19 protein-coding genes and 3 tRNA genes are annotated in these 26,315 nt (G+C 58.2%); 12 read left to right on the forward strand and 10 right to left on the reverse strand.

Translation table 11 applies throughout. The annotated features are described in order from the left end of the window. Positions 1-76 precede the first annotated feature (76 nt). A tRNA-Leu gene (locus tag V8J63_RS03760) sits at positions 77-163 on the reverse strand. 495 nt (positions 164-658) lie between these two features. On the opposite strand from V8J63_RS03760, the gene V8J63_RS03765 reads away from it, so the two are divergent. After that, positions 659-1,192, forward strand: a complete 534-nt coding sequence (locus V8J63_RS03765) for a GAF domain-containing protein (protein ID WP_163012213.1) — start codon at positions 659-661, stop codon at positions 1,190-1,192. 81 nt (positions 1,193-1,273) lie between these two features. Here the strand turns inward: V8J63_RS03765 and V8J63_RS03770 are convergent. The 6 genes from V8J63_RS03770 to V8J63_RS03795 all read right to left on the reverse strand — a co-directional run bounded on the left by V8J63_RS03770 (position 1,274) and on the right by V8J63_RS03795 (position 5,161). Continuing rightward, positions 1,274-1,347 (reverse strand) — tRNA-Cys (locus tag V8J63_RS03770). 46 nt (positions 1,348-1,393) lie between these two features. Beyond that, positions 1,394-1,469, reverse strand: a tRNA-Gly gene (locus V8J63_RS03775). A 60-nt stretch (positions 1,470-1,529) separates the two neighbouring features. Beyond that, positions 1,530-2,090, reverse strand: coding sequence for a CDP-diacylglycerol--glycerol-3-phosphate 3-phosphatidyltransferase (gene pgsA / locus V8J63_RS03780; protein WP_016774513.1), 561 nt, complete (start codon positions 2,088-2,090; stop codon positions 1,530-1,532). A gap of 32 nt (positions 2,091-2,122) precedes the next feature. After that, entirely contained in the window at positions 2,123-3,946 is a 1,824-nt protein-coding gene (uvrC, locus tag V8J63_RS03785) for an excinuclease ABC subunit UvrC (RefSeq protein ID WP_024012762.1), read from the reverse strand. 2 nt (positions 3,947-3,948) lie between these two features. After that, on the reverse strand, positions 3,949-4,590 hold the full coding sequence (gacA, locus tag V8J63_RS03790) for a response regulator transcription factor GacA (RefSeq protein ID WP_336463603.1): 642 nt from the start codon (positions 4,588-4,590) through the stop codon (positions 3,949-3,951). A 127-nt stretch (positions 4,591-4,717) separates the two neighbouring features. Then, positions 4,718-5,161: a GNAT family N-acetyltransferase gene (locus V8J63_RS03795; RefSeq protein WP_122699220.1), complete on the reverse strand. Its 444-nt coding sequence runs from the start codon at positions 5,159-5,161 to the stop codon at positions 4,718-4,720. A gap of 603 nt (positions 5,162-5,764) precedes the next feature. Here V8J63_RS03795 and V8J63_RS03800 point away from each other — a divergent pair. Further along, positions 5,765-6,838 (forward strand): 3-deoxy-7-phosphoheptulonate synthase, encoded by a 1,074-nt coding sequence (locus V8J63_RS03800; RefSeq protein WP_071172273.1) that lies wholly within the window; start codon positions 5,765-5,767, stop codon positions 6,836-6,838. Positions 6,839-6,855: 17 nt separating this feature from the next. Here V8J63_RS03800 and V8J63_RS03805 read toward each other — a convergent pair whose 3' ends face one another. Next, positions 6,856-7,968 (reverse strand): hypothetical protein, encoded by a 1,113-nt coding sequence (locus V8J63_RS03805; RefSeq protein ID WP_336463604.1) that lies wholly within the window; start codon positions 7,966-7,968, stop codon positions 6,856-6,858. 334 nt (positions 7,969-8,302) lie between these two features. Here V8J63_RS03805 and V8J63_RS03810 point away from each other — a divergent pair, with 334 nt between their 5' ends. The 10 genes from V8J63_RS03810 to V8J63_RS03855 all read left to right on the forward strand — a co-directional run bounded on the left by V8J63_RS03810 (position 8,303) and on the right by V8J63_RS03855 (position 21,228). Further along, complete coding sequence (locus V8J63_RS03810) at positions 8,303-9,172, forward strand: esterase/lipase family protein (protein WP_051600704.1); 870 nt, start codon at positions 8,303-8,305, stop codon at positions 9,170-9,172. Between the two features lie 95 nt (positions 9,173-9,267). Beyond that, complete coding sequence (locus V8J63_RS03815) at positions 9,268-9,549, forward strand: peptidylprolyl isomerase (protein ID WP_016774509.1); 282 nt, start codon at positions 9,268-9,270, stop codon at positions 9,547-9,549. A 131-nt stretch (positions 9,550-9,680) separates the two neighbouring features. Then, positions 9,681-11,549, forward strand: coding sequence for an extracellular solute-binding protein (locus tag V8J63_RS03820; protein ID WP_336463605.1), 1,869 nt, complete (start codon positions 9,681-9,683; stop codon positions 11,547-11,549). Further along, entirely contained in the window at positions 11,549-12,610 is a 1,062-nt protein-coding gene (locus tag V8J63_RS03825) for a microcin C ABC transporter permease YejB (RefSeq protein WP_125926815.1), read from the forward strand. The genes V8J63_RS03820 and V8J63_RS03825 overlap by 1 nt, the downstream gene beginning before the upstream one ends. Further along, the gene (locus V8J63_RS03830; RefSeq protein ID WP_122610514.1) at positions 12,610-13,632 is read left to right on the forward strand and encodes an ABC transporter permease; all 1,023 of its coding nucleotides are present in this window, start codon (positions 12,610-12,612) and stop codon (positions 13,630-13,632) included. The genes V8J63_RS03825 and V8J63_RS03830 overlap by 1 nt, the downstream gene beginning before the upstream one ends. Positions 13,633-13,641: 9 nt before the next feature. Next, complete coding sequence (locus V8J63_RS03835) at positions 13,642-15,216, forward strand: ABC transporter ATP-binding protein (RefSeq protein WP_336463606.1); 1,575 nt, start codon at positions 13,642-13,644, stop codon at positions 15,214-15,216. Between the two features lie 132 nt (positions 15,217-15,348). Beyond that, positions 15,349-16,788, forward strand: coding sequence for a sigma-54 interaction domain-containing protein (locus V8J63_RS03840; protein WP_130887827.1), 1,440 nt, complete (start codon positions 15,349-15,351; stop codon positions 16,786-16,788). A gap of 253 nt (positions 16,789-17,041) precedes the next feature. Next, positions 17,042-18,433 carry a GntP family permease gene (locus V8J63_RS03845; RefSeq protein WP_016774505.1) on the forward strand — a complete coding sequence of 464 codons (1,392 nt, stop codon included), beginning with the start codon at positions 17,042-17,044 and terminating at the stop codon, positions 18,431-18,433. A gap of 7 nt (positions 18,434-18,440) precedes the next feature. Then, positions 18,441-19,214 carry a 3-hydroxybutyrate dehydrogenase gene (gene hbdH / locus V8J63_RS03850; RefSeq protein ID WP_262138069.1) on the forward strand — a complete coding sequence of 258 codons (774 nt, stop codon included), beginning with the start codon at positions 18,441-18,443 and terminating at the stop codon, positions 19,212-19,214. A 58-nt stretch (positions 19,215-19,272) separates the two neighbouring features. Continuing rightward, the gene (locus V8J63_RS03855) at positions 19,273-21,228 is read left to right on the forward strand and encodes an acetoacetate--CoA ligase (protein WP_336463607.1); all 1,956 of its coding nucleotides are present in this window, start codon (positions 19,273-19,275) and stop codon (positions 21,226-21,228) included. 48 nt (positions 21,229-21,276) lie between these two features. Here V8J63_RS03855 and V8J63_RS03860 read toward each other — a convergent pair whose 3' ends face one another. Beyond that, complete coding sequence (locus V8J63_RS03860) at positions 21,277-25,035, reverse strand: hypothetical protein (protein ID WP_336463608.1); 3,759 nt, start codon at positions 25,033-25,035, stop codon at positions 21,277-21,279. A 134-nt stretch (positions 25,036-25,169) separates the two neighbouring features. After that, the gene (locus tag V8J63_RS03865) at positions 25,170-26,279 is read right to left on the reverse strand and encodes a PilT/PilU family type 4a pilus ATPase (protein WP_336463609.1); all 1,110 of its coding nucleotides are present in this window, start codon (positions 26,277-26,279) and stop codon (positions 25,170-25,172) included. Positions 26,280-26,315 lie beyond the last annotated feature (36 nt).

Raw genomic sequence — 26,315 nt, forward strand, 5'->3', positions numbered from 1 at the left:
CGGAAAAGATTTTCTGATTGCGGAAAAAAGAATTAAGGGCTTGCACGAGGTATCTCATGCAAGCCCTTGATATTCATGGTGCCCGAAGCCGGAATCGAACCGGCACGCCCTTACGAGCGGGGGATTTTAAGTCCCATGCGTCTACCAGTTTCGCCATTCGGGCGGTAGCGCGGTGTTGCTTTGTCCAGCCTTGCGGTTGCGATCCTGACAGGATGGTCGCTTGAAAAGCCGAGCGGGGAATATATACATCACGTCCCGGTGAAGCAAGTTTGGAGTGCGCGATTTGAGAACTAAATATCGCTGACCGCGGAAAATCAAAAAGCCTCAGAAATCAGGGAGCTACGGAGTTTGCTTGAAGTAGACGCCGAGGTTACTGGCAAATCGCAGCAACTAGTCTGGAAATCGGGGCGATAAACTCAAAAGAATCAGATGCTCACCATCACCTTAGCTGCACGGGTGACAGATATTTCATCGATTGAGATTATGAGCAGGCAACCCAGGACTGGACGGGATGTCTACGCTAAAGGATGGCGCCGAAATCAATAATCAAAGGGTAATCAGCACGCCCCCCCCCTTCAGCCACGATCACGCCTCACAGAACGTCACCAGAGCAGTGCTCAGGGATGTACAAGCAATCAGGAGATTTGATTCCATGCAAATGAGTGACACCGTTCTAAAAGCGTCTTTAAGCCAAGAGGAGCGCTCGGCGATTGCCGAGATCGAAGCAACTACCAACATCCTGCAGCTTGTCACCCGTCTGACCGGTACACGCTTCGCCGGTATCGCAAAATTCACTGAAACAGAGTGGATCGTTTGTTCGGCGTACGATCCGATTGAACTGGGAATAAATGTTGGCGATACGCTGGATCTGGAAACCACCCTTTGCAGTGAGTTTCGACGAAACCCTCAAGCCCTGTTCCTTCCACAAATCAGCCAGGATGGACGACTTTCGTCACGTCCTGTGGTGAAGCAGTATTCAATTGAAAGCTACGCAGGCGCGCCTGTTTTCCTGCCGGACGGGAGACTCTGGGGTGCCTTATGTGCTCTGGACTCAAGGGCTGTTCTGTTTGACAACCCCGATCTTGCAGAGACATTGACGCTGTTCGCGCGGCTCATTGGCTGCATCTTTTTCTCGAATCTCACGGTGGAAGGTGCCAGCCACATCCAGACCGGATCGTGCTTGACTGATTGACCCTCCGCAAACATGTGAATACCAGTTTTTTGCAGACAACAAAAAACCCCGTAGATCATTGATCTACGGGGCTTTTGATAGTGGAGGCCGAGGTCGGAATCGAACCGGCGTAGGTGGATTTGCAATCCACTGCATAACCATTTTGCTACTCGGCCTCAAAGTCTTTGCTGTCAGTAGCACAACAACAAACACTGTACAAATTGGAGCGGGAAACGAGACTCGAACTCGCGACCCCGACCTTGGCAAGGTCGTGCTCTACCAACTGAGCTATTCCCGCTTGGTGTGGCGCATTCTATAGAATTAAGATGCCCCGTCAACCCCTTGATTCAAAAAACTTTTATTTCTTTTCGACATCGGTCTTCAGGTGCGGCCAGGCAGCGCGAAGGTATTGAACCATCGACCACAGGGTAAGCCCTGCCGATACGATCAGCAGCGTATAACCGAGCACGACCCAGAAGCTGAATGCCTTTGGATGAGCCAGCAGAATCACCAGCGCGAGCATCTGCGCAGCGGTTTTCCATTTGCCCAGATTGGAAACGGCCACCTGCGCTCGTGCGCCGAGTTCGGCCATCCATTCGCGCAGGGCCGAAATCACGATCTCGCGACCGATGATGACCGCCGCTGGCAGCGTCAGCCAAAGATTGCCGTGTTCCTGCACCAGCAGGACCAGGGCAACAGCGACCATCAGCTTGTCGGCGACCGGATCGAGGAAGGCACCGAACGGTGTGCTTTGCTCCAATCGGCGCGCCAGATAACCATCGAGCCAGTCGGTTGCAGCCGCGAAGGCGAACACCGAAGCGGAGGCCATGTAACTCCACTCGTAGGGCAGATAGAACAGCAAAATAAAGATCGGGATGAGCAGGACGCGTAGAACGGTAATCAGATTAGGGATATTCATCGGCACAACTGGCTACGAGGTGAAGGGGCATTCTACTCACTATGCAGGTTCGCATAAATCGACTCAGCGAGCTTTTTACTGATCCCCGGGGCTTTGGCGATCTCTTCGATGCTTGCACGAGACAGCTCCTGCAATCCACCAAAATGTTTCAACAGGTCACGGCGGCGGGTCGGCCCTACCCCTGCCACGCCTTCCAGCGTTGAGGTTCGGCGGGTCTTGCCGCGACGAGCGCGGTGCCCCGTAATTGCGAAGCGGTGCGCCTCATCGCGGATCTGCTGAATCAGGTGCAAGGCGGGTGAATCGCCGCGCAAGGTGAACTCGTGGGCTGCATCATTCAGATACAACGTTTCGAAACCGGCCTTGCGCGTGGCGCCCTTGGCGACGCCTAACAGGATCAGATCCGGCACAGCCAGTTCGTTGAGCACATCACGGGCCATCGACAATTGACCCTTGCCACCGTCGACCAGCAGGATGTCCGGCAACTTGCCTTCGCCGTCCTTGAGTTTGCTGAACCGGCGGGTCAGCGCCTGGTGCATGGCCGCATAATCGTCGCCGGCGGTGACGCCTTCGATGTTGTAGCGGCGGTAATCCGACTTGATCGCACCTTCCGGCCCGAACACCACGCAGGAGGCAACCGTAGCTTCGCCGCTGGAATGACTGATGTCGTAGCATTCCAAACGTTGCGGCGGCTCATCCAGATTCAGCACTTCGGCCAGCGCGTCGAATCGCGCGGCGGTGTGCTGACGGTTGGCCAGACGCGCGCCCAAGGCTTGCTCAGCGTTGGTCACTGCCAGTTGCTGCCAGCGCGCACGGGTACCGCGCACCCGGTGACTGATGGCCAATTCGCGGCCGCGCAAGGTATGAATCCCTTCGATCAGCGCTGGAAAATCTTCGTGAACCACATTCACGATCAACTCGCTCGGCAAATCGCGCTCGGGGCTGCTGATGTAGTACTGGCCGAGAAACGCCGCCATGACTTCGGAAACGTCTTCCTCGATGCCGACCTGCGGGAAAAAATTCTTGCTACCCAGCACTCGCCCGCCGCGCACGCTGATCAGGTGGACACAGGCGCCGCCTGGGTTGACGAATGCGGCAATAACGTCGATATCGCCGGTTCCGCCTTCCATGCTTTGCTGGTCCTGCACCCGGCGCAGCAAGGCGATCTGGTCACGCAATTCGGCCGCGCGTTCGAATTCGAGATTGATCGCTGCCTCTTCCATCGCGGTGGACAGCTCATTAGTCAGCGCGTGGCTGCGACCTTCGAGGAACATCACCGAGTGGCGCACGTCTTCGGCGTAGACGTCAGGCTCGACCAAACCCACGCATGGTGCCTTGCAGCGTTTGATCTGGTATTGCAGGCACGGACGGGTGCGGTTCTTGTAATAGCTGTCTTCACACTGACGGACGAAAAAGGTTTTTTGCAGGATGCTCAGGCTTTCGCGAATGGCGCCGGCACTCGGATAGGGGCCGAAATACTTGCCCTTGGCCTTTTTTGCGCCGCGATGGATGCTCAGGCGCGGAAACTGTCCGTCGGAGAGAAACACGTACGGATAGGATTTATCGTCGCGCAGCAGGATGTTGTACGGCGGGCGCCACTCCTTGATCAGCGTCTGTTCCAGCAGCAGCGCTTCGGTTTCGTTGGCGGTGATGGTCGTCTCGACCTGAGCGATACGCCCGACCAGTGCAGCCGTTTTCGGCGCCAGCCCGGTCTTGCGAAAGTAGCTCGCCAGACGTTTCTTCAGGTTTTTCGCTTTGCCGACATAGAGCAGGCGCGCTTCGCTGTCGAACATGCGATAGACGCCGGGCCGACCGCTGACGGTCGACAGGAAAGCACTGGAATCAAATGTCTCGGTCATGGTCAGGCGCTGGCATCCACCATGCCGTGACGCACCGCGAGCAGTGTCAGCTCGACGTCGCTGCTGATCGAAAGCTTCTCGAAAATGCGGTAGCGGTAGGTGTTCACGGTTTTCGGCGACAGGCACAACTTGTCGGAAATGATCTGGACTTTCTGGCAGCCGACAATCATCAAGGCAATCTGGATTTCCCGCTCCGACAAGGCATCGAACGGCGAATCATTGGTTGGCTGGAATGATTTGATCGCCAACTGCTGAGCAATCTGCGGACTGATGTAACGCTGCCCGGCGAAAACCAGCCGAATGGCCTGAACCATTTCCGGCAGACCCGCCCCCTTGGTCAGGTAACCGGCGGCGCCGGCCTGCAGCAAATGCGTCGGGAAAGGGTCTTCCTCGCACACCGTAACGGCAACCACCTTGATGTCCGGGTGGCTGCGCAGCAGTTTTCGTGTGGCTTCGAGGCCGCCGATGCCGGGCATCTTGACGTCCATGAGCACTACGTCAGGCTTCAATTCACGGGCTTTGATCAGGGACTCTTCACCTGACTCGGCCTGACCCACCACCTGCAGGCCATCGATATCGGCCAGCATCCGTGTAATGCCTGTACGAACGAGATCATGGTCGTCGACCACTAGCACCCTAATCAAGCAGACACCTCGCGATATGGTCTTATTGGGATGCCGGACACCTTAGCAAAAAGTGCCAGACAGACCTAGCGGAAAGCCGCATTTAAAAAGTTTCAATTCGTCATTCAGGGCTTGCCGGCTGTGGGTTTCAGAGCACAGCTGTACTCAAATCGAGCTGCATTCTGAGGAAACACTCATCCCTGCCCACGATGTGCAGTCCTTTAGATGCATACAGTTTTTGCGCCGGGTTATTGTCAAACACTGTCAGCCGCAGTGCCGGTCGCCTTGCCTGCCGAGCCATCTCGACCACCTGATCAATGGCCCAGGACCCGGCGCCCTGCCCTTGCCACGGATGATCAATCTGCAATTCGCGTATGTACAGCGCTCGGGCATCCTGGCTCAGACTGACAAAGCCGATCAGCAGTTCATCCTGAAGGATCATCCAGTTCTCACGATGCTGCCAGCCTGCGTCGAATGCCTCGTCCTGCCACAACAGATCGTGGTCAATGTAATAACGCAGCATGTTGCGACAGGTCAGGTCCCGCGCAAAAGCAAGATCATCATGGGTGGCATGCCGAATTCGATAACTCATTCAGCTCTCTCCAATCGTAAAAATGTACTTTAACCAGATCGTTTGCCAGTGATAGCCGTTTCGCTCGGCACGCAATAGCATTTTCTGATTGCTGAGGCGTATCAGCGTCGAGTAAGCTCGGCGCATCCCTCGGAGACAGACCATGTTCAACGCCCCTTCACAGTCTTGCATCGCCAGCGCCTCGCGCTCGATTGCGGCTGCGTGGGTGAACGACGCCTGCGCTCCAGACGACTTTTATTTTGGGTATTGGTTTAGCCACTGGCGCGCCTGATACCCAAACGGCGCCCATGATAACGGGTCGCCTACCAGAGATTTCTCAACCCCCGGTCGGCCTCCCGACCGGGGGTTTTGTTTTTTCAGGCCCATCACTTTCAGCGACACACCACATTTCGAGGATTCCACCATGAACTACGCCACTTATTACCGTTACGACAGCTTTAGCGCCTGGCGATTTACCAGCCTCCGCTCGGGACAGCCTGCCGCCTCCGATCGGTCACCTACAGGTGGCAAACACACACGCCTAGCCAGTACGGCCATTTGTCGAACACCCCAGTAGGGCCGAGTGCGCGGGAAAAACCCGCCATCCGCCCAGGAAGACCGAACATGAACTCTTCAGTTTCCGCTTTGCCGCTGTCCACTCTCGACTCTGCCAACGAAGCGCTGACCCTGCGTCTGCCCAGTTCATTGCAGCTCAAACAGCAATTACCGCTCAGCCACTCCTTGCATCAGCAGGTCAATGCCCATCGCCAGGCGGTGCGCGCCATCCTCGACGGTGAAGACCCGCGCCTGCTGGTCATCGTTGGCCCCTGCTCTATCCATGATCCGCAGTCGGCAATCGAATACGCCAGCAAACTCGCTCGCCTGGCCGAAGATGTCAGCGGTGAAATGCTGCTGGTCATGCGTGCCTACGTCGAAAAGCCGCGAACGACGATCGGCTGGAAAGGTCTGGCCTACGATCCGCATCTGGACGGCACTGACGATATGGCAGCCGGTCTGACGCTGTCGCGCGAACTGATGCTGGAAATGATCCGGCTCGGACTACCGGTCGCTACCGAACTCCTGCAACCCATGGCCGCCAACTACTTTGATGACCTGCTGAGCTGGGTGGCCATTGGTGCGCGCACCACCGAATCGCAAATCCACCGCGAAATGGCCAGCGGCCTGAACATGCCGGTGGGCTTCAAGAACGGCACCGACGGCGGCGCCGCCGTTGCTGTCGACGCCATGCGCTCGGCAGCCCATCCGCATCGGCACTTCGGCGTCGACAGCCAAGGGCATCCGGCGATCGTGCAGACAGCCGGCAACGCTGACACCCACATCGTGCTGCGCGGTGGCCATCAAGGGCCGAACTACGATGCAACCAGCGTGGCCAACATCAGCGCCGAGCTCAGCAGACTGAAGATCCCCAGCCGGATCATGGTCGATTGCAGCCATGCCAACAGCGGCAAGGATCCACTGCGCCAGCCAGCAGTCTTCAATGACGTCCTTGAACAACGCCTGCGGGGAAACCACTCGCTGATCGGCATGATGCTGGAATCTCACCTGTTCGAAGGCTGCCAGCCGCTGAGCAGCTCTCTGCGCTACGGCGTATCGATCACCGACGGCTGCCTCGGCTTCGATGCAACTGAGCGATTGCTGACCGATGCCGCACGACGCGTCGCGCAAGCCGAACGTTGATCGAACCGCCCTCCCGCTCATTCAAAGCGCGGAGGGCCGGCATTCACTGGCAAAGCCTCCACGCTGATTTGCCTAACGGGGGATTGCTGACTGACATCGTCCAGACGCTCCACGGTGTAGGCGATCTGCACCGTTGTGCCGTGATGCTCACGCCAGAACCGGTGAGGGACGATGAAACACACCGCTTGACCAGCCGTCTCCCGCGTAATTTCAAGATCATCCCGGTGACTGAAGAACTCACCGTCACACTTGAGATAGACCAACTCATCCTCTTGCACCTGCGCCCCTTCGATGAGAACGGAAACGCCGTCGACCGAATCCTTCAGTGACAACACGTTTTCAACTGCCTCAACGACATCTGGCGCAGGCAATTGCGCACGCACTGCAGGCCCGAGGAAAACCGTGGCAGGCTCGGACGCTCGAACCGTTCCACAGCGCTGTTCGACACGGTAGGCGACGACCACTTCACCACCTCGGTGAGCTTCGATGTAGCTACCCGGCACCCAGAACGACAGGCATTGCGCGACGGAGTAGGCCTCCACGTTCAATGAGTCGGTAAAGATCTCGGGCGAGGTATCGCCGTGCCAGGACAACATCACCCGATCGCCCGCCGACATCCTCGCGTAAGGCTGCAGAGTCACCAGGGTGCCCTCGGCCACTCGCGATGGCTCCAGCGCTCCGTTTACCGAGCCTTCGATCTGTGGCGCCAACAATTGCGTGCGTATGTCGCCCACAGACAGTTGCAGGCGTGCAGATTCCACTGCCTTGGGCGCGGACGCACTTTGCAGTGTCCAGTAAACCTCCAGCGAGCCTCCATCCAGCGCAGCCACATGCATGGCCTTGATGACGAAGATTACGTCCCTGCCGACCTGAGCCTGGCTGATGAATCGAACACTCTCGTATTGATAGGTGAAGCCTTCGATATCCAGCCCCTCCCAATACAGCGTCAGCTGATCGCCGCAGCTCATGTTGGCATAAGGAGAAATGCGAACGATGGCTTTGACCAGTGAAGGATCCAACACGCTCCCGCTGAGCCCGTCAATCATCGGCGCGACAAGAGTTTCGATGGCCACTTCGGCAACCATCGGCTGACGCATCCGCCAGCAAAACTCGACTTCATGGCTATTCATTTTCGTTTCCACTCCCTGGAAAACGTGCCGCCCCGAATGGCGACACTGACATCTACATTGAGGACTTCTTTGAATGTTCTTGATGTCAGCCGAATACACCGCGACGACGGCGCAAGCGCTACTCGCAAGGTAGGCAACCGGGGAGTTCGCGCTGTTATGCCGACAAACGACCCACTGAACTTCCGATTCGGATTTCACAGCTCTCCGAAATTTCGTACGCCTCGTAGTCCATTTTCAAACACAACGCGAAGCCTCTTCGTACTTCCTCAGCGACAGGGGTGTTTTAGAGTGGCTCGGTGATTTCCCGATGAACTTCTACGAAAAAGGTAAGAACATGCAACGGAATGCTACAACTCGTTATCCCATCCTGTTGGTCCACGGTCTGTTCGGGTTCGAGCGTATCGGTCATTTCGAGCTGTTCCATGACGTCAAATCCGCGCTGAAAGCGGCTGGCTGTCGATTGTTTGTTCCACACCTTTCGGCCACCCATGACAATGAAATGCGGGGTGAGCAATTACTGTCACAGATGGCCTGCGTGCTGCGAGGCACAGGAGCGAAGAAAGTCAACCTTATAGGACACAGTCAAGGTGCACTCGCTGCACGTTATGCGGCAGCGCTTGCACCAAACGTCGTCGCTTCAGTCACCTCCGTCAGTGGTCCGAACCATGGTTCGGAGCTCGCCGACTTCCTGCGCAAGGCACTGGTCCCGGGCAAGCTGCCGGAGGTCGTTGCACAAAACGTGGCGACGCAATTTGCCGATTTGTTGTCGCTGCTCAGTGGCAGCGTGGCACTGCCACAGAATGCGGTGGCTGCTCTCAACGCACTGACCACCGTCGGCGTCGGGCAATTCAATGACAAATTCCCACAAGGACTGCCACACACCTGGGGCGGTCACGGCCCGGAGCAAGTCAACGGCGTGCGCTATTACTCGTGGAGCGGAGTTGTTGCGCAATCCAGGCTGCCGGCGCTGGATCCGGTTCAAGCAACCTGCCGCGTCCTGTCGCAGTATTTCACCACCGAACCCCAGCAGAATGACGGCTTCGTCGGACGCTTCAGTAGCCATCTCGGCCAAGTGATCCGCTCTGATTATCCAATGGATCACCTGGCTAGTTTGCGGCGCAGCCCGGAAGTAACCGCGTCTTCGCCGGACCCTATCGAGCTGTACGTCGAGCATGCCCGGCGCCTGCGTGCGGCGGATCTTTGAGTAGAGTCAGGGAATCAGAATGGAACTTTGCCGAGAATTCACCGACTGATTCCGGTACGCTCCACCTTTTATTGAAACAGTTCGGAGAATTCCCCATGGCCAAAGCCACTGCCCGCCACATCCTGGTTTCCAGCGAAGACAAGTGCAACGAACTCAAGGCTCAGATCGAAGCCGGCGCCGATTTTGCTGAAGTCGCCAAAGCCAACTCCAGCTGCCCATCCAGCCGTCAGGGCGGTGACCTGGGTTCGTTCGGTCCTGGCCAGATGGTCAAGGAATTCGACACCGTGGTGTTCAGCGCGCCGATCAACGTCGTGCAAGGCCCGGTGAAGACCCAGTTCGGTTACCACCTGCTGGAAGTCACCAGCCGTCAGGACTGATTCGTCGTCCTGTTGCTGACAACGGCCCACCCTTTGGTGGGCCGTTGTGTTTCGGTTACATATACGGCTGGCGAGTGGCGCGCCGCTCGCGTACAACTTGCGCTTATCGATTTTGCGTTCCAAGGCTGACGATGCGACTGGTTTTCCCCACACTGATGCTCACCGCCCTCGCCCTGCTCACGGGTGCCGCCGGTGCGACCGCTGCCCCGCAACACGCACTGACCGTTTACGGCGAACCGGCCAAATACCCCGCCGGCTTCGGCCATTTCGACTACACCAATCCGCAGGCGCCGAAGGGTGGGACGATGCGGCGCTCGGCAATCGAAATCGGCCACTTCGATCATCTGCTGCCCTATATAGACAAAGGCATCGGCGTGACGCAGATCGACGGCCTGCTGTATTCGCCGCTGGCCCAGCGCTCGCTGGATGAGCCCTACACGGTGTACGGTCTGGTGGCGGAGAAAATGGAACGCTCGGACGACGGTCTGTCGCTGCGCTTCTTCATCAATCCGAAGGCGCGTTTTGCCGATGGCAAACCGATCACCGCCGAGGACGTTTGCTACACCTACAACCTGCTGATGACCCAGGGCAGCCTGCGTTATCGCACCCAGTTTGCCGACGTCAAAGGCGTCGAGATCGAGGCGCCGCTGACCGTGCGCTTCGACTTCAAAAGCAACGAAAACCGCAGCCTGCCCCTGGATATCGCGACCCTGCCGGTGTTCCCCGAACACTGGTGGAAGAGTCGCGATTTCGCCGGCGGCGGTGGTTATGAGCCGCCGCTGGGCAGCGGGCCGTACCGGGTCGGCAAGGTCGACTCCGGGCGCAGCATCACTTTCGAACGCAATGGCGACTGGTGGGGCAAGGACCTGCCGGTCAGTCGTGGCCTGTACAACTTCGACCATTTCAGTATCGAGTATTTCGGCGACACCGATGTCGCCCGTCAGGTGCTGCGTGGCGGTGCCTATGACTACAACCGCGAGTTTTCCGCGACCGGCTATTCGATCGGCTACGACAGTCCCGCCCTCAGCGATGGCCGTTTACAGAAGGCCCACCTCGCCACTGAAGCGCCGCAATCGGCCCAGGGTTTCGTGTTCAATCTGCAAAAGCCGATGTTCCAGGACCGCCGGGTACGCCAGGCGCTGGCGATGCTCTGGGACTTCGAATGGAGCAACCGGCAGATGATGCGCAACGTCTATATCCGCCAGCAGAGCTACTTTTCCAATACCGATCTCGCCGCCCGGCAGTTGCCCGACGCTCAAGAGCTGAAGATTCTCGAACCGCTGCGCGGTCAGGTGCCTGAGGAAGTGTTCAGTAAAGTCTTCGAGGCGCCGAAGACCGACGGCAGCGGCATCATCCGTGACAAGCAGTTGCAAGCCCTGCAACTGCTCGAGCAGGCCGGCTGGAAACCGGATGGCGATCAACTGGTCAACGGCGCCGGCGAGCCGCTGAGCTTCACTTTTCTGGTCAGCCAGAACGGCATGGACCGCCTGCTGTTGCCCTACAAGCGCACGCTGAAGCAGATCGGCATCGAGCTGAATATCCGTCGCATCGACGCCTCGCAATACGTCAATCGCCTGATGAGTCGCGACTACGACATGATCGTCACCGGCTACCCCGTTACCACTTCTCCGGGCGGTGAGTTGCTCAACTATTTCGGCTCGGCAGCGGCCAACGATCCGGGCGCGAACAATTACATGGTGTTGAAAAACCCGGCGGTCGACACCTTGATCAACGGCCTGATCCGCGCCTCTACTCAGTCGGACATGCTGCATTACGCCCATGCGCTGGACCGGGTGCTGCAATGGAATTACTACTGGATTCCCAACTATTACCCGCCGGGCACTTCGACCGTGTGGTGGAACCGCTTCGGCATTCCCACGGTGCAGGCGAGCAATGACGAAGCCATCGAGAGCTGGTGGGAAATCAGCCGCACGCCACTGACCAATCAGCAGATGACCGCCGAGAAAATCAGTCGCGGCAGACCCGGAGGGCCGCACTGATGTGGGGTTACATACTGCGGCGCCTGCTGCTGATCATTCCGACGCTCGTGATCATCCTGCTGGTCAATTTCGTCATCATCCAAGCCGCGCCCGGCGGACCAGTGGAACAAGCCATCGCCCATCTGCAAGGCATTGGCGGCGCCAGTGTCGGCGGCGGAGCCGGCGAGACATCGAGCAACGCTTCGCGCGCCAGCCGTGGCCTCGATCCGCAATTGATCAAGGACATTGAAAAACAGTACGGCTTCGACAAACCGGCCCACGAGCGCCTGTGGCTGATGCTGAAGAATTACGCGCAATTGGACTTCGGCAAGAGCTTCTTCCGTGGTGCAACAGTCACCGACCTGATTCTGGAAAAGATGCCGGTGACCATTTCGCTCGGATTGTGGGCGACGCTGATCACCTATCTGGTGTCGATCCCGCTGGGCATCCGCAAGGCTGTGCACCACGGCAGCCATTTCGACATCTGGAGCAGCACGGCGATCATCATCGGTTACGCCATGCCGGCGTTTCTGTTCGCGATGTTCCTGATCGTGGTATTCGCCGGCGGTACTTCGTTGAACTGGTTTCCGGTGCGCGGACTGGTTTCGGACAACTTCGAATCGCTATCGACCCTGGGCAAGATCGCCGATTACTTATGGCATCTGGTGCTGCCGGTCACCGCGCTGGTGATCGGTGGATTCGCGACCTTGACGATCCTTACAAAAAACTCGTTCCTCAATGAAATCACCCGACAGTATGTAGTAACGGCTCGCGCCAAAGGCTTGAGCGAACGCCGCGTGCTGTACGGACACGTGTTTCGCAACGCCATGCTGTTGGTGGTCTCGGGGATACCTCAGGCGTTCATCAGTGTGTTTTTCGCCGGCTCACTGCTGATCGAAGTGATCTTCTCCCTCGATGGCCTTGGGCGCATGAGTTACGAAGCAGCGGTATCGCGGGACTATCCAGTGGTGTTCGGTTCGCTGTTCATCTTCACCCTGTTCGGCCTGCTGATAAAACTGATCGGCGACCTCTGCTACACCCTGGTCGACCCGCGTATCGACTTTGCCGCGAGGAATGCCTGATGTTCAAGCTCTCGCCTTTGGGTCGTCGCCGTTTCGAACGCTTCAAGAAAAACCGTCGTGGCTGGTGGTCGCTGTGGCTGTTCATCGGCCTGTTCCTGCTGACGCTGGGTGGCGAATTGATCGCCAACGACAAACCGTTGATGGTCAGTTATCAGGGCCAATGGTACTTCCCGGTGTTCAAGCGCCATACCGAACAGGAGTTCGGCGGGCAACTGCCGTTCCAGGCCGATTACCGCAGCGATTACGTGCAGAATCTGATTCGCAAGGACGGCGGCTGGTTGCTGTTCCCGCCGATTCCGTTCAGCGACGACACGCCCAACTATGACCTGAACAAACCGGCGCCGAGTCCGCCGACTTCGGTCAATTGGCTGGGCACCGACGATCAGGCGCGCGATGTGCTGGCGCGGGTCATCTTTGGTGCTCGGGTATCGATTCTGTTTGCCCTGATGCTGACTTTCGTCAGCGCGCTGATCGGCATCGCCGCCGGCGCATTGCAGGGGTATTACGGTGGCTGGGTCGACCTGCTCGGACAGCGCGTGCTGGAAGTCTGGTCGGGGCTGCCAGTGTTGTATCTACTGATCATCCTTTCCGGGTTCGTAGAGCCGAATTTCTGGTGGCTGCTGGGGATCATGGCGCTGTTTTCCTGGTTGGCGCTGGTGGACGTGGTGCGCGCCGAGTTCCTGCGCGGGCGCAATCTGGAATACGTCAAAGCCGCACGCGCCCTGGGCCTGACTGACCGCAAGGTGATCTTCCGGCACATCCTGCCCAACGCAATGAACGCGACGCTCAGCTACCTGCCGTTCATTCTGACCGGCGCCATTTCAACGCTGACCGCGCTGGATTTCCTCGGCTTCGGCATGCCGGCCGGCAGTGCCTCGCTGGGCGAACTGATCGGTCAGGGCAAGCAGAACCTGCAAGCGCCGTGGCTCGGGTTGACCGCGTTCTTTACCCTGGCGTTGATCCTTTCGTTATTGGTATTCATCGGCGAAGCGTTGCGCGACGCTTTTGACCCTCGATCCTGAAGCGTGACCATGACAGAAAACCTGATTGAAATCCGCAACCTCAATGTCGCCTTCCATGGCCAGACCGTGGTGCGTGACCTGTGCCTGGATATCCGCCCCGGTGAGTGCCTGGCACTGGTGGGCGAATCGGGCTCGGGGAAATCGGTGACCGCGCATTCGATCCTGCAACTGTTACCTGAGAGCGAGGCGCAAACCCGTGGCAGCATCCGCTATCGCGGGCAAGAATTGCTCGGTGCTGATCCGAAGGTCTTGCGAGAACTGCGCGGCAATCGCATCGCCATGATCTTTCAGGAGCCGATGACTTCGCTCAATCCGTTGCACACCATCGAAAAACAGATTGGCGAAACCCTGTTGCTGCACCGCGGCCTCGGCGGCAAGCAAGCCCAGCAGCGCATTCTCGAATTGCTCGGACTGGTCGGTATTCAGAAGCCCAAGGAGCGTTTGAAAGCCTATCCGCATCAGCTCTCTGGCGGGCAACGGCAACGGGTGATGATCGCCATGGCCCTGGCCTGCGAACCGGAGTTGTTGATTGCCGACGAGCCGACCACGGCGCTGGATGTCACCGTGCAGCGCAAGATTCTCTTGCTGCTCAAGTCCCTGCAACAGCGGCTCGGCATGTCGCTGCTGCTGATCAGTCACGATCTCAATCTGGTTCGCAGCATCGCGCAGCGGGTGTGCGTGATGAAGGCTGGCGAGATCGTCGAGCAGGCGCCCTGTGAAACCCTGTTTACCGAACCCAAACACCCTTACAGCTGCGTGCTGTTGAACGCAGAGCCGGAAGGTGAAGCCCTGCCCCGTGACGAACGCGAAAATGTGCTGGAGGTCGCTGATCTGCGCGTCGATTTCCAGGTCGGCGGCGGGCTGTTCAGGCGCAAGCAGTATCTGCGCGCTGTCGATGGCATCAGTCTGAATATTCAGCGCGGCAAGACCTTGGGCATAGTTGGCGAATCCGGTTCAGGCAAGTCGACGCTGGGTCAGGCGATCCTGCGCTTGCTGGATTCCGAGGGCAGCATTCGCTTTCAGGGCGAAGCGCTGGATGGCCTCAATCAAAAGCAATTGCGGCCGTGGCGGCGGCAGATGCAGGTGGTTTTTCAGGATCCGTTTGGCAGCCTCAGCCCGCGCATGTCGGTGGCACAGATCATCAGCGAAGGTCTGGAAGTGCATTGCGAGTCGACCGCTAATGAATGTGATGAGCAAGTGATTCGCGTGCTCAAGGAAGTCGGCCTCGACCCGGAAAGCCGCCATCGCTACCCGCATGAATTTTCCGGCGGCCAACGCCAGCGCATCGCCATCGCCCGGGCTCTGGTGCTCAAACCCGCGCTGATCCTGCTCGATGAACCGACCTCGGCCCTCGATCGCACCGTACAGAAACAAGTGGTCACCCTGCTCCGTGATTTGCAGGAAAAATACGGTTTGACCTACCTGTTTATCAGCCATGATTTGGCTGTGGTGCGCGCGTTGGCCCACGACATGATCGTGATCAAGGACGGTCAGGTGGTCGAGCGTGGTGCCAGTCACGACGTGTTTGACAACCCGCAGCATCCCTACACCAAAGAGCTGTTGGCGGCGGCGCATCCGGGGTAGGTTTTTTTCTGCTTATTCTCGGCGCGGCATTCGCGAGCAGGCTCACTCCCACATTGGAATGCAGCCCCCTGTGGGAGCGAGCCTGCTCGCGAAGGGACCGGTACCGGCAACAAACAATCAGGATCAGCCTCCATGAACACCACCGAAAGCCTCAAGGACTACCAACGGGTGCGCACCCTGGCGATCCGTTCGCTGTTCGAGATCATCGAGCAATCCAGTGAGGGCACGGTGATTGTTGACCGCGATGCGAATATCGTCTGGATGAACGAACGCTACGCCCGGCGCTTCGGTCTGGATTCAGCGGCAGGCGCTATCGGCAAACCCTGCGAAAGCGTGATCCCCGGCAGCCTGCTGCGCGAGGTGGTACGCACCGGTCGGCCGATTCTGCTGGACATGCAGGACACCCCAAAAGAACCGCTGGTGGTGATGCGCCTGCCGATCCACGACGATGCCGGCAGCGTGATCGGCGCCATCGGTTTTGCCCTGTTCGACGAGTTGCGCACGCTGTCGCCGATGCTCAAGCGCTACCTGAGCATGCAGGAAGAACTCGCCTCGACCCGCTCGCTACTGCGTGCGCGGCAGACCAAATACAACTTCGCCCACTTCATCGGTACCAGCGCTGCCAGCCTTGAAGTCAAACGCCGTGCGCGGCGCAGTGCCAGTGCTGATTCGCCGGTTCTGCTGCTGGGGGAAACCGGCACCGGTAAAGAGTTGCTTGCTCAAGCGATCCACAGCGCCTCACCCCGCGCACACAAAGCCTTCGTCAGCATCAACAGCGCGGCAATTCCCGAGGCGCTGCTGGAAGCCGAGTTCTTTGGCACGGCACCCGGCGCCTTTACCGGCGCTGACCGCAAGGGCCGCACCGGTAAATTACAAATCGCTCAGGGTGGCACGCTGTTTCTCGATGAGATCGGCGATATGCCGCTGCCGCTGCAAAGCAAACTGCTGCGCGTGTTGCAGGAAAAGGAGTTCGAGCCGGTCGGCTCCAATGAAGTGATTCAGAGCGATGTGCGGGTAATCGCCGCGACGTCGACGGATTTGCAGGCGGCGATCAAGCGCGGCGAATTTCGCGCCGATTTGTACTACCGCCTCAACGTACTGCCGATCCAGGTGCCGCCGCTGCGTGAACGTCTCGACGATTTGCCGGCGCTGAGCGAGGCGATTCTCGAAGAACTGCGCAGCCAGCATGAACTGCACCGCGATGCGCTGGCGTTGCTCGGCCAGCATGCCTGGCCGGGCAACATCCGTGAGTTGCGCAATGTGCTGGAGCGGGCGGCGTTGCTCAGTGATGATCTGATGCTGACCGAGCAGGATATTCGCGGCGCGATTGGCACGTTTACTCCGGTTGAGCGAACGTCCGAGCCGAGCATGCAAGCCTCCGCTGGGGAGACATTTGCACAGGCGCGGGCGCGGTTTGATCGGCAGTTGATCGAGTCGACCCTGGCGCAATGCGCGGGAAAAGTGCCGGAGGCGGCGGTTCGACTGGGGCTGGGGCGGTCGACGCTGTACAAAAAAATGGCTGCGCTGGGGATCGTTGAGTCTACATATAGAGACATCCGATCTCCATTTTAAGACTAGAGCAAAAGCTTCGCGAGCAGGCTCGCTCCCACAGGGGAATGCATGACCAATGTGGGAGCGAGCCTGCTCGCGAAGGCGCCGGCCCACTCAAAGAAAATCTCAACTAAGAGACAAAAACAGCTACCAGAACGCGACCCGGATCAAATTTCGTTATATTTCAACCAGTTAGGAGATTGGCACAAATCTCGCTAACCCACTCTCCACACCCGTTCCACCCACAAAAATAACAATCCTGGAGAGACACACCATGAGTGTGATCATTGCCTTGGCAGCCCTGACGCTGCTGATGCTCGCCGCCTACCGTGGCTACAGCGTCATCCTCTTTGCCCCGATCGCCGCCCTCGGCGCGGTCCTGCTCACCGATCCGTCCGCCGTTGCCCCTGCGTTCACCGGGGTGTTCATGGACAAGATGGTCGGTTTCATCAAGCTCTATTTCCCGGTATTCCTGCTCGGCGCGGTGTTCGGCAAGCTGATCGAGCTGTCGGGTTTCTCGCGCTCGATCGTGGCCGCTGCGATTCGCTTGCTCGGGACTAAACAAGCGATGCTGGTGATCGTGCTGGTCTGCGCCCTGCTGACTTATGGCGGCGTGTCGTTGTTCGTCGTCGTCTTCGCTGTTTACCCGTTTGCAGCGGAGATGTTCCGCCAGAGCAATATTCCCAAACGTCTGATCCCGGCGACCATTGCCCTCGGTGCATTCTCGTTCACCATGGACGCCCTGCCCGGCACGCCGCAGATCCAGAACATCATCCCCAGCACCTTCTTCAACACCACCGCATGGGCGGCGCCGTGGCTGGGGGTGATCGGCACGATTTTCGTGTTCTGCGCCGGCATGCTGTTTCTGCAGCGCCAACGCAACAAGGCGCAACGTGCCGGCGAAGGTTACGGCACTGAACTGCGCAACGAACCGGAAACCGCCGAAGACCTGAAGCTGCCCAACCCGTGGATTGCCCTGTCGCCATTGCTGGCGGTGGGCATCATGAACCTGCTCTTCACCCAGTGGATTCCGCAGTGGTACGGCAAGACCCACAGCCTGGCACTGCCGGGCATGGCCGCGCCGGTCACCACCGAAATCGCCAAGCTCACGGCGATCTGGGCGGTGCAGGCGGCGTTGCTGGTCGGCATCCTCATGGTCCTGGCGTTCGGTTTTAAGGCGATCAAAAGCAAGCTCGCCGAAGGCAGCAAAAGCGCGGTCAGCGGTGCGTTGCTCGCAGCCATGAACACCGCGTCTGAATACGGCTTTGGTGCGGTAATCGCTTCGCTGCCGGGCTTTTTGGTGCTGGCCGACTGGCTCAAGCAGATTCCCAATCCGTTGGTCAACGAAGCGATCACCGTGACGCTGCTCGCCGGCATTACCGGATCGGCGTCGGGCGGCATGAGCATCGCGCTGGCGGCGATGTCCGAGCAGTTCATCAGTGCGGCGCACGCGGCGAATATCCCGCTGGAAGTGCTGCACCGCGTGGCCGCGATGGCCAGCGGCGGCATGGACACCCTGCCGCACAACGGCGCGGTAATCACGTTGCTGGCGGTGACCGGACTGACCCACCGCGAAGCCTACAAAGACATTTTCTGTATTACGCTGATCAAGACCCTGGCGGTTTTCGTGGTGATCGGCACTTTCTACGCCACTGGCATTGTGTGAGGTATTCATGACCACTCTTTCCGGCAAGACAGCGTTGGTAACCGGCTCCACCAGCGGCATCGGCCTGGGCATCGCGCTGACTCTCGCGAAAGCGGGCGCCAACCTGATTCTCAATGGCTTCGGCGATGCCTCGAAGGTGATCGCCGACGTCGCTCAGTACGGCGGCAAGGTCGGCCATCATCCCGCCGATGTCAGCGACCCGGCACAGATTGCCGACATGGTCGCCTACGCCGAGCGCGAGTTTGGCGGCGTCGACATTCTGGTCAACAACGCCGGCATTCAGCACGTTGCGGCCGTAGAAGAGTTCCCTGTTGAGCGCTGGGATTCGATCATCGCGATCAACCTGTCATCGGTATTCCACAGCACGCGGTTGAGCCTGCCGGGCATGCGCAGCAAGAACTGGGGGCGCATCATTAATATCGCCTCGGTGCACGGCCAGGTCGGCTCCACCGGCAAAGCCGCGTACGTTGCCGCCAAGCATGGCGTGATCGGCCTGACCAAAGTAGTCGGGCTGGAAACCGCGACCAGCAATGTCACCTGCAATGCGATCTGTCCGGGTTGGGTGCTGACGCCGCTGGTGCAGAAGCAGATCGATGATCGCGCGGCCAAGGGTGTCGATCCGCAGCAGGCGCAGCATGATCTGCTGGCGGAAAAACAGCCGTCGCTGGAGTTCGTTACACCGCAGCATCTGGGTGAGCTGGTGTTGTTCTTGTGCAGTGAAGCCGGCAGCCAGGTGCGCGGCGCGGCGTGGAATATTGATGGTGGCTGGCTGGCGCAATAAACACCTGGCCATTGTGGGAGCGAGCCAGCTCGCGAATCCGATAAGAAGAGGCAAACCCATGTCCGACATCCTCTGGCAACCCGACGCCCAGCGTATCGCCGGTTCGCGTATGGACGTTTTCCGGCGCGAAATCAATCAGCGGCATTCGCTTAAGCTCGACGACTTCCCTGCCCTGCACCAATGGAGCATCGATCAGCGCCCGGCGTTCTGGCAGGCGATCGTCGATTTCTTCGACATCCGCTTCCACTCTCAGCCCGACGCCATCTTGCGTGAAGGTGCAGAAATGCCCAGCGCCGAGTGGTTCCCCGGCGCGACGCTGAACTTCGCTGAACACCTGCTGCGCCGCCGCGACGATGCCGTGGCGGTGGTTGCTGTGGCGGAAAACGGCCAGCGCGAACAACTGACCTGGGCCGAACTGGCCGAACACGTCGCCGGTTTTCAGGCGAGCCTGCGCGCGGCGGGCGTTGACCGGGGTGATCGCGTGGCGGCTTGCATGCCCAACACCTGGCAAACCCTGGTGGCGATGTTGGCCACCACCAGCCTCGGCGCGATCTGGTCCTGCTCGTCGCCGGACTTCGGCACCCACGGCGTGATCGATCGCTTTGGCCAGATCGAACCGAAAGTGCTGCTCACCTGCGCCGGTTATCAATACGCCGGAAAAATCCTGGATCAGACCGCCAAGCTCAACGAAATCCTGATACAGCTGCCGTCGCTGCAGCAGTTGATCATCGTCCCGTACGCCCGTCCGCAAGCGCGCATCGAGGATTATCAAACCCACGCTGATGTCTGCTTGTGGGAAGACTTCTATCAACCCGACGGCGAACCGGTTTTCACCCCGGTGCCGTTCAATCATCCGCTCTACGTGCTGTACTCCAGCGGTACCACTGGCGTGCCGAAATGCATCGTCCACAGCACCGGCGGTGTGCTGCTGCAACACGTCAAGGAACATGGTTTGCACTGCGACCTCGGTCCCGGTGACCGCTTGTTCTACTACACGACCTGCGGCTGGATGATGTGGAACTGGCTGGTTTCAGCGCTCGCGGTTGGCAGCGCCGTGGTGCTCTACGACGGCTCGCCGTTTTATCCGGACCATCAGCGCTTGCTCGATCTGATCGACGATGAACGCATCAGCGTGTTTGGCACCAGTCCGAAATTCCTCGCGACGCTGGAAAGCAGCGGCGCCAGGCCCCGCGAAAGTCATGACTTGAGCAGCTTGAAAACCCTGCTGTGCACGGGCTCGGCTTTGTCACCGCAAAGCTACGATTTCGTTTACCGCGACTTCAAAACCGAGGTGTGCCTGGCCTCGATGTCCGGTGGTACCGACATCGTTTCGTGCTTCGTCAATGGCAACCCACTGTCAGCGGCACGTCGCGGAGAAATCATGGGCAAGAGCCTGGGCATGGCCGTCGAGGTGTGGAACGACGCTGGCCAGCCGGTGATCGGTGAGAAAGGTGAACTGGTCTGCACACGGCATTTCCCGGCGATGCCGATCGGCTTGTGGAATGACCCCGACGGCTCAAAACTCCGCCAGTCCTACTTCAGCCTGTTCCCCGGCGTCTGGGCACAAGGTGATTACGCCGAACAGTTGCCCCACGGCGCGATGATGATCCATGGCCGCTCGGATGCGGTACTGAACCCGGGCGGCGTGCGTATCGGCACGGCGGAAATCTATCGTCAGGTCGAGAAAATCACCGAGGTACTGGACAGCGTCGCCATCGGTCAGCAGTGGCAGGATGATGTGCGGGTCGTGCTGTTCGTGCGTTTGCGCGATGGGGTCGAACTCGATCAAGGACTCGAACAGCGAATCCGCGAGGTGATCCGCGCCAATACCACGCCGAGGCATGTCCCGGCGCGGATTGTTGCAGTGACGGACATACCGCGCACCATCAGCGGCAAAGTCGTGGAGCTGGCGGTGCGTGATGTCGTGCATGGAAGGCCGGTAAAAAACACCGATGCACTGGCCAATCCCGAAGCGCTGGAGCAGTTTCGGGAACGGCCGGAACTGGCTGATTGAAATCGGCACTGACGCCCTCATCCGACAGGCTGGCGGCAGTGCTTTTCATCAACGAGGTTTGTTCAAGGTAATGACCACCGGCTCGCCAATCGCCCGGCCTGCACTGGCCTCGAGCGCACTGGCAAGAACAGTCATGTTTTGATCGAAAGTGACCTCGTCAGTGATCAGTTGACTCAGCAATGAGGTGACCAGCGTGAGCGAGTCGGCGTTTTCGAAGGCTCTGGACGGCGCATGACAATCAGTGCCGCTCTGCGACTGCGCCAGGCAACCTGCCCCCAGATTGAGCAATACGGACACATCCAGCTGCTGTCCGCTGTCACTGGCATGCACGGCGTCGGTGGCATAACCGACATCGTCGGTTTGTGCGCTGGCGTGGAACAGCTCATGAATCAGGTCGTCGGCGATCACATCGTGGTTCAGACCCATGCTGACGAAGTGTCGATTGAAGTTTTTCGTGTAGACCTCAACAAACGCTATAGCGCAATCACCGCTCGAACCCGCGTCTTTCCAGCGCTGGTAATTGTTTGCATCGAACGATGCCAGGGTGTCGTTGATCTTGAGGCCGTCGAGAACCATGTTGCTCAAGGAGAAACCGGCGAAATCGAAGCGGATCAAACGCAAGTAGTTCACCAGCCGATCAGTGGACACCTGAGAAGCATCGCCGAACACGATCTTCATCAGCGCGTCGCGATCGCGTTTGAAATCATGACGGTTGAAGATTTCCAATGCGTTGTCGATCTTGGCCCGTGCACGGGGCAGGCTTTGCTCGATGAACTTGCGCGTGTAACTGAGCGGCAACGTGCGCGGCGAAGCAGGCAGCTGCAAGGGGGCTTGATACACAAAACCCTCCAGAGACTTGCCCCACAAGTTGCCGCGTCGATTCAGCGAGTACCATTTGTCACCACTGCGCGCGGCCAGCACGGCGACGGCTTCATGCGTAGCCCCGCGTGGCCGCCAGCTCCCCAACCCGAATTGCGCGTTATCGGCCGCTTCAAGCAGATCATAGGATTGCCGGCGACCGCTGATCCTGTGCAATTGCCCCCTGGCCAGAGTAATCAGGTCATGAGTGTTCTTGTTGAACCGCAGCAGGCCCTTGTGTACCAGTTTACCGCCCGCCTGCAGACCAGAGGGCACACCGTCGAAGGGATTGAAAAGCGAGATGGCCGAAGTAAACGCCAGCCGGGTGAAACGCGCGGCCTTGGCAGTAGTGGAAATGGCCCTGGTGGAAATACTCAGCGCCTTCGAGCTGGCGCCAGCCACTGTTCCCACCAGGCCGATGCCGTCCATCAAACATCCGTAAACCCCGTCCACCATCTTGTTGTGTTCGCCCGAGGCGATGTCCTCGATGCATTTTTTGAACGGCACCAACAGGTCGATAAAGTAAGTCAGCAAGCGTTCGCCCTCTTCCCGGGAGAGTTCGAGCGGCGTCGGTACACGCACAAGCTCTCTGAGCTCGGTTTTATTCAGGAACGGTCTGTTCTCGGCGAGAAACCCGGCGATGCGCACGATGTTAGGGTCGTTGAATTTCTGGTAGAACCCTGTCTGCAACCGCGCAGATTGCGCTGGTGCTTTCAGCGCGCCGAAGTAATCGATGATCGCCATACTGCTGCTGATCGAAGCGTCCTCGGCCGCGGCATGGGTATAGCGCCTGATGTTCAGCGGAACGCTCTGGGTCAGGGTGTTGCTCAGGGGCGTCGTCATGTTGGCACTGGCGCTCATTCTTGAGCGTTGCTGAAGCTTTTTTTCCCGACTGATGAAAGCACCCAGCGCATCATTCCTGCGGGTTTCTGCACGCGAAGTGAATAATTCATAACAAAGATCAGCGTCTTCATCAGACGTGTACATCACAACGCCGAAGCGTCCCGTGGCGGCATCCCGGCTTTGTTGTGTTTCTTGTTCAAGCCCTAGATTCAAAGGTCCGCCGGCCCGGCGCGTAGTCACATAGGATGCCGATTCACGCACGGTAAAAAAATGAATGTCAGCATTCATGAACACTTGCAGATCCGCTTCCGGCATGTGTGCCAACGCCAGCTTGACGGCAGACATCATGCCGCCGTTCACCGCTTCGAAATGCACGGCCAACTGACGATCCATTTCCTCGTCACAGGATTCAATCGTCAGCAGTCGCGGATAACGCTGATAAAGACTGAGACCCGCAGGGTTGTAGTTGATCGCAGGTTGCAGCAATCCGTTGACGATCAAACGTACGGTGCGCCTGTCCCACTGACCGGTGACCAGATCGCCCGATTGATGCAGCTCGACCATGGACATGATTTGCTGTCCGCCTTTCTCGGATAGCGCCTTTTCGTCCAGTGTGTCGCAGCCCGGTGCAGCTTTTCTCAATTGGGTTCGGGCAATTTCCGCTCGGTTGGGTAACGGTGTCGAAAATGCGCGAGCTAGCTGGGCGAATTGGTCTGCGTGGTGCTCAAACGCGTCAATCGCCCTTCGTGTACAGGTTTCTTCTGCCTCTTCGAGTTCGGCTCTGGAGATAATCCGGTTAAGCAACGCCCACTCCACGATCGGGTCGATCAGCGCCAGATCGCGCATATGCTTCTGCGCTTCACTGACCGGCTCCAGTTCGCCGTAAGCGATGATCTGTGCATAGGTCAATTCCCGCGAGGCCCCGGTCTTTACCGCCTCGACCAATACTACAGCGCGACAGAACTTGATCCAGGCGATCGATCCAAGTGTGACCTCTGTCGGAATTTTCCTGACCAGAAATTCGGGCGCGTTGCGTGCCAGGAGAAGATGAACCACCAGAGGCGCCAATATCGGATCTACCCAGCGCTTGTTCCGCACAAACTCGGTGTACTCCTCGAGTATCTCTGATGGATGGCGCTCAAGATTGTCTGGCGAGTACAGGTCCCGCCGTTCGACCAAGTGGCGATGGCCGATTGATGGGGCCAGGTCGAGTAAAATCGCGGTCATCAACAATTGGCGGAGAATATTTTCGGAAAGCGTTTGCCCGTCATTCACCCCGTACCAATTCAGCTCTTTGATATAACTTCTGGCAAGATCCAGCGAAACTGGATAGGCGACAAATTCAAAGAGGCGCTGCGCCGCCGTTTCGTGAGATATATCCGCGCGCCCTGTGACGTTGTACAAGGCTGACAACAGTTTTCGCTTCGGCATCAATTTGGTGGTGGCGCCACGAATATCTGCAAACTGCTCTTCGGATAACGCGTTGTGACTCTGCTCACCGGATTGAAAGTGATCCCAAAAAGCAACTGGCTCCCTGACCTCGGGTGAAAACTTGAACAAGCCGATCAAGTTACTGATCTTGGCCTTGGTGTCAGGCAGATCGATATCATGAAACTTGAACCACTGATCCAGGGTTACATCCAGATCGGGCCATACAAAACCGCCGGCGACTGCGGCAATGTCGGCGATGAGACTCACCGTCGAGCGCGTAGGTTGACTGTATTCAAAATACTGCGCCGCAACCAGATCTACCCAACCTCTGACGGCACGGACTTCCATCCTGCCTTCCGGCGTAATCCGAACCAGGCCGTTATGCTCGCGCGCCTCCTCTCGACCGATTGCACCAATGACCGGCCCGGTTTTCAGCAGCTCATTGAGCAGAAGTCTGCCGGGGTTATATATTTCATGCAGTGAAGAGCCTGGTTGCAACTCTACTTCACGCCCATACCAGTCTATACCGTGATCTTCGGTGTACTCATTCAATGCCTCTTCCAGATGCCGAAGAACCATATCGCGCTCGGTAGCATCTGCCGCAGACCGATACTTCCATTCAGCCAGCGCAACTTTCGATGGCCGGAATACTTTATTTTTCTTAACTTCGTTCACAGTAAAACCTCATCAAACCAACTAGCTGACCATTCAGCGTGATGACGTTTTACCCAAACACATACAACCGAACCATGAGTCAATTATTAAGTGTTGTTGCCGTGCAAACACTCGATGCAATCGAAGACACCAAGTCAATCCATCAAACCCCACTCGCCGGGGCCTGTATTGTTAACACTTGCCTGGTCGTGCTGAAGTTTGATTCGCAACTTCAAGTTATTCACCGAATCGGCATTCTTCAATGCTTCCTGCTCACTGATTGCACCTTCTGCAAACAGCGCAAACAGTGCCGCGTCAAATGTCTGCATACCGAGTCCGGTCGATTTTTCCATCATCGGCTTGAGCTCTTCGAACTGGCCGCGTCGGACCAGGTCAGCGATGGTCGGCGTACCCAGAAGAATTTCGACTGCCGCGCGCCTTTGGCCATCGACAGTGCGGACCAGACGCTGCGAAACACAGGCTTTGAGGTTGTTGCCCAATGTCTGCAAAAGCTGTTCGCGCTTCTCCTCGGGAAACATATTGATGATTCGATCCAGCGCCTGATTGGCGTTGGTCGCATGCAGCGTCGACAACACAAGATGGCCGGTATCAGCGAATGACAGCGCATGCTCCATGGTTTCGCGGTCACGGATCTCACCAATCAATACAACATCCGGAGCCTGGCGCAGAGTGTTCTTCAAAGCCGCATGAAAGCTTCGGGTATCTACGCCGACTTCACGCTGATTGATGATCGAGCGCTTGTGTCGATGGATATATTCGATCGGGTCTTCGATCGTCACGATGTGTCCGGCGCTGTGGCGGTTACGGTGATCGATGAGCGCCGCCAGTGAAGTCGACTTGCCTGAACTGGTCGCGCCGACAAAAAGAATCAGGCCACGTTTGAGCATCACCGTTTCCAGCAGCACCGGCGGCAGCTTCAGGTCTTCGAATCGCGGGATGTCGACCTTGACGTTGCGGATCACGATCGAAACGTCGTTGCGCTGCTTGAAAATGTTCACCCGGAACCGCCCGACGCCCGTTCGGGAGATTGCCAGGTTCATTTCCAGATCCCGGTCGAACTCCCGGCGCTGCTCGGCGTCCATCAGGGAGGTGGCGATGGCCGCGGTTTCGCCGGGCTTGAAGGGCTGATCGCTGAGCGCCGTCAGCACGCCATCAATGCGCGCGCTCGGCGCTGCGCCGGTAGAGAGGAACAGATCCGAGCCGTTTTTTTGCGACAATATTGACAACAGTGCGTCGATTTCCATGGCTGAAAGCACCCGCGAAGCATTGAATGAGCAGAT

Source organism: Pseudomonas sp. CCNWLW23, assembly GCF_037095675.1.
Lineage (GTDB): Bacteria > Pseudomonadota > Gammaproteobacteria > Pseudomonadales > Pseudomonadaceae > Aquipseudomonas > Aquipseudomonas atacamensis.

Coding starts and splice junctions, on each gene's coding strand:
- V8J63_RS03800 (WP_071172273.1), top strand. CDS start 5,765: ATGAACTCTTCAGTTTCCGCTTTGCCGCTGTCCACTCTCGACTCTGCC.
- V8J63_RS03795 (WP_122699220.1), bottom strand. CDS start 5,161: ATGAGTTATCGAATTCGGCATGCCACCCATGATGATCTTGCTTTTGCG.
- V8J63_RS03845 (WP_016774505.1), top strand. CDS start 17,042: ATGAGTGTGATCATTGCCTTGGCAGCCCTGACGCTGCTGATGCTCGCC.
- V8J63_RS03825 (WP_125926815.1), top strand. CDS start 11,549: ATGTGGGGTTACATACTGCGGCGCCTGCTGCTGATCATTCCGACGCTC.
- V8J63_RS03805 (WP_336463604.1), bottom strand. CDS start 7,968: ATGAATAGCCATGAAGTCGAGTTTTGCTGGCGGATGCGTCAGCCGATG.
- V8J63_RS03865 (WP_336463609.1), bottom strand. CDS start 26,279: ATGGAAATCGACGCACTGTTGTCAATATTGTCGCAAAAAAACGGCTCG.
- V8J63_RS03765 (WP_163012213.1), top strand. CDS start 659: ATGAGTGACACCGTTCTAAAAGCGTCTTTAAGCCAAGAGGAGCGCTCG.
- V8J63_RS03840 (WP_130887827.1), top strand. CDS start 15,349: ATGAACACCACCGAAAGCCTCAAGGACTACCAACGGGTGCGCACCCTG.
- V8J63_RS03855 (WP_336463607.1), top strand. CDS start 19,273: ATGTCCGACATCCTCTGGCAACCCGACGCCCAGCGTATCGCCGGTTCG.
- V8J63_RS03815 (WP_016774509.1), top strand. CDS start 9,268: ATGGCCAAAGCCACTGCCCGCCACATCCTGGTTTCCAGCGAAGACAAG.
- V8J63_RS03810 (WP_051600704.1), top strand. CDS start 8,303: ATGCAACGGAATGCTACAACTCGTTATCCCATCCTGTTGGTCCACGGT.
- V8J63_RS03835 (WP_336463606.1), top strand. CDS start 13,642: ATGACAGAAAACCTGATTGAAATCCGCAACCTCAATGTCGCCTTCCAT.
- pgsA (WP_016774513.1), bottom strand. CDS start 2,090: ATGAATATCCCTAATCTGATTACCGTTCTACGCGTCCTGCTCATCCCG.
- V8J63_RS03830 (WP_122610514.1), top strand. CDS start 12,610: ATGTTCAAGCTCTCGCCTTTGGGTCGTCGCCGTTTCGAACGCTTCAAG.
- V8J63_RS03820 (WP_336463605.1), top strand. CDS start 9,681: ATGCGACTGGTTTTCCCCACACTGATGCTCACCGCCCTCGCCCTGCTC.
- uvrC (WP_024012762.1), bottom strand. CDS start 3,946: ATGACCGAGACATTTGATTCCAGTGCTTTCCTGTCGACCGTCAGCGGT.
- hbdH (WP_262138069.1), top strand. CDS start 18,441: ATGACCACTCTTTCCGGCAAGACAGCGTTGGTAACCGGCTCCACCAGC.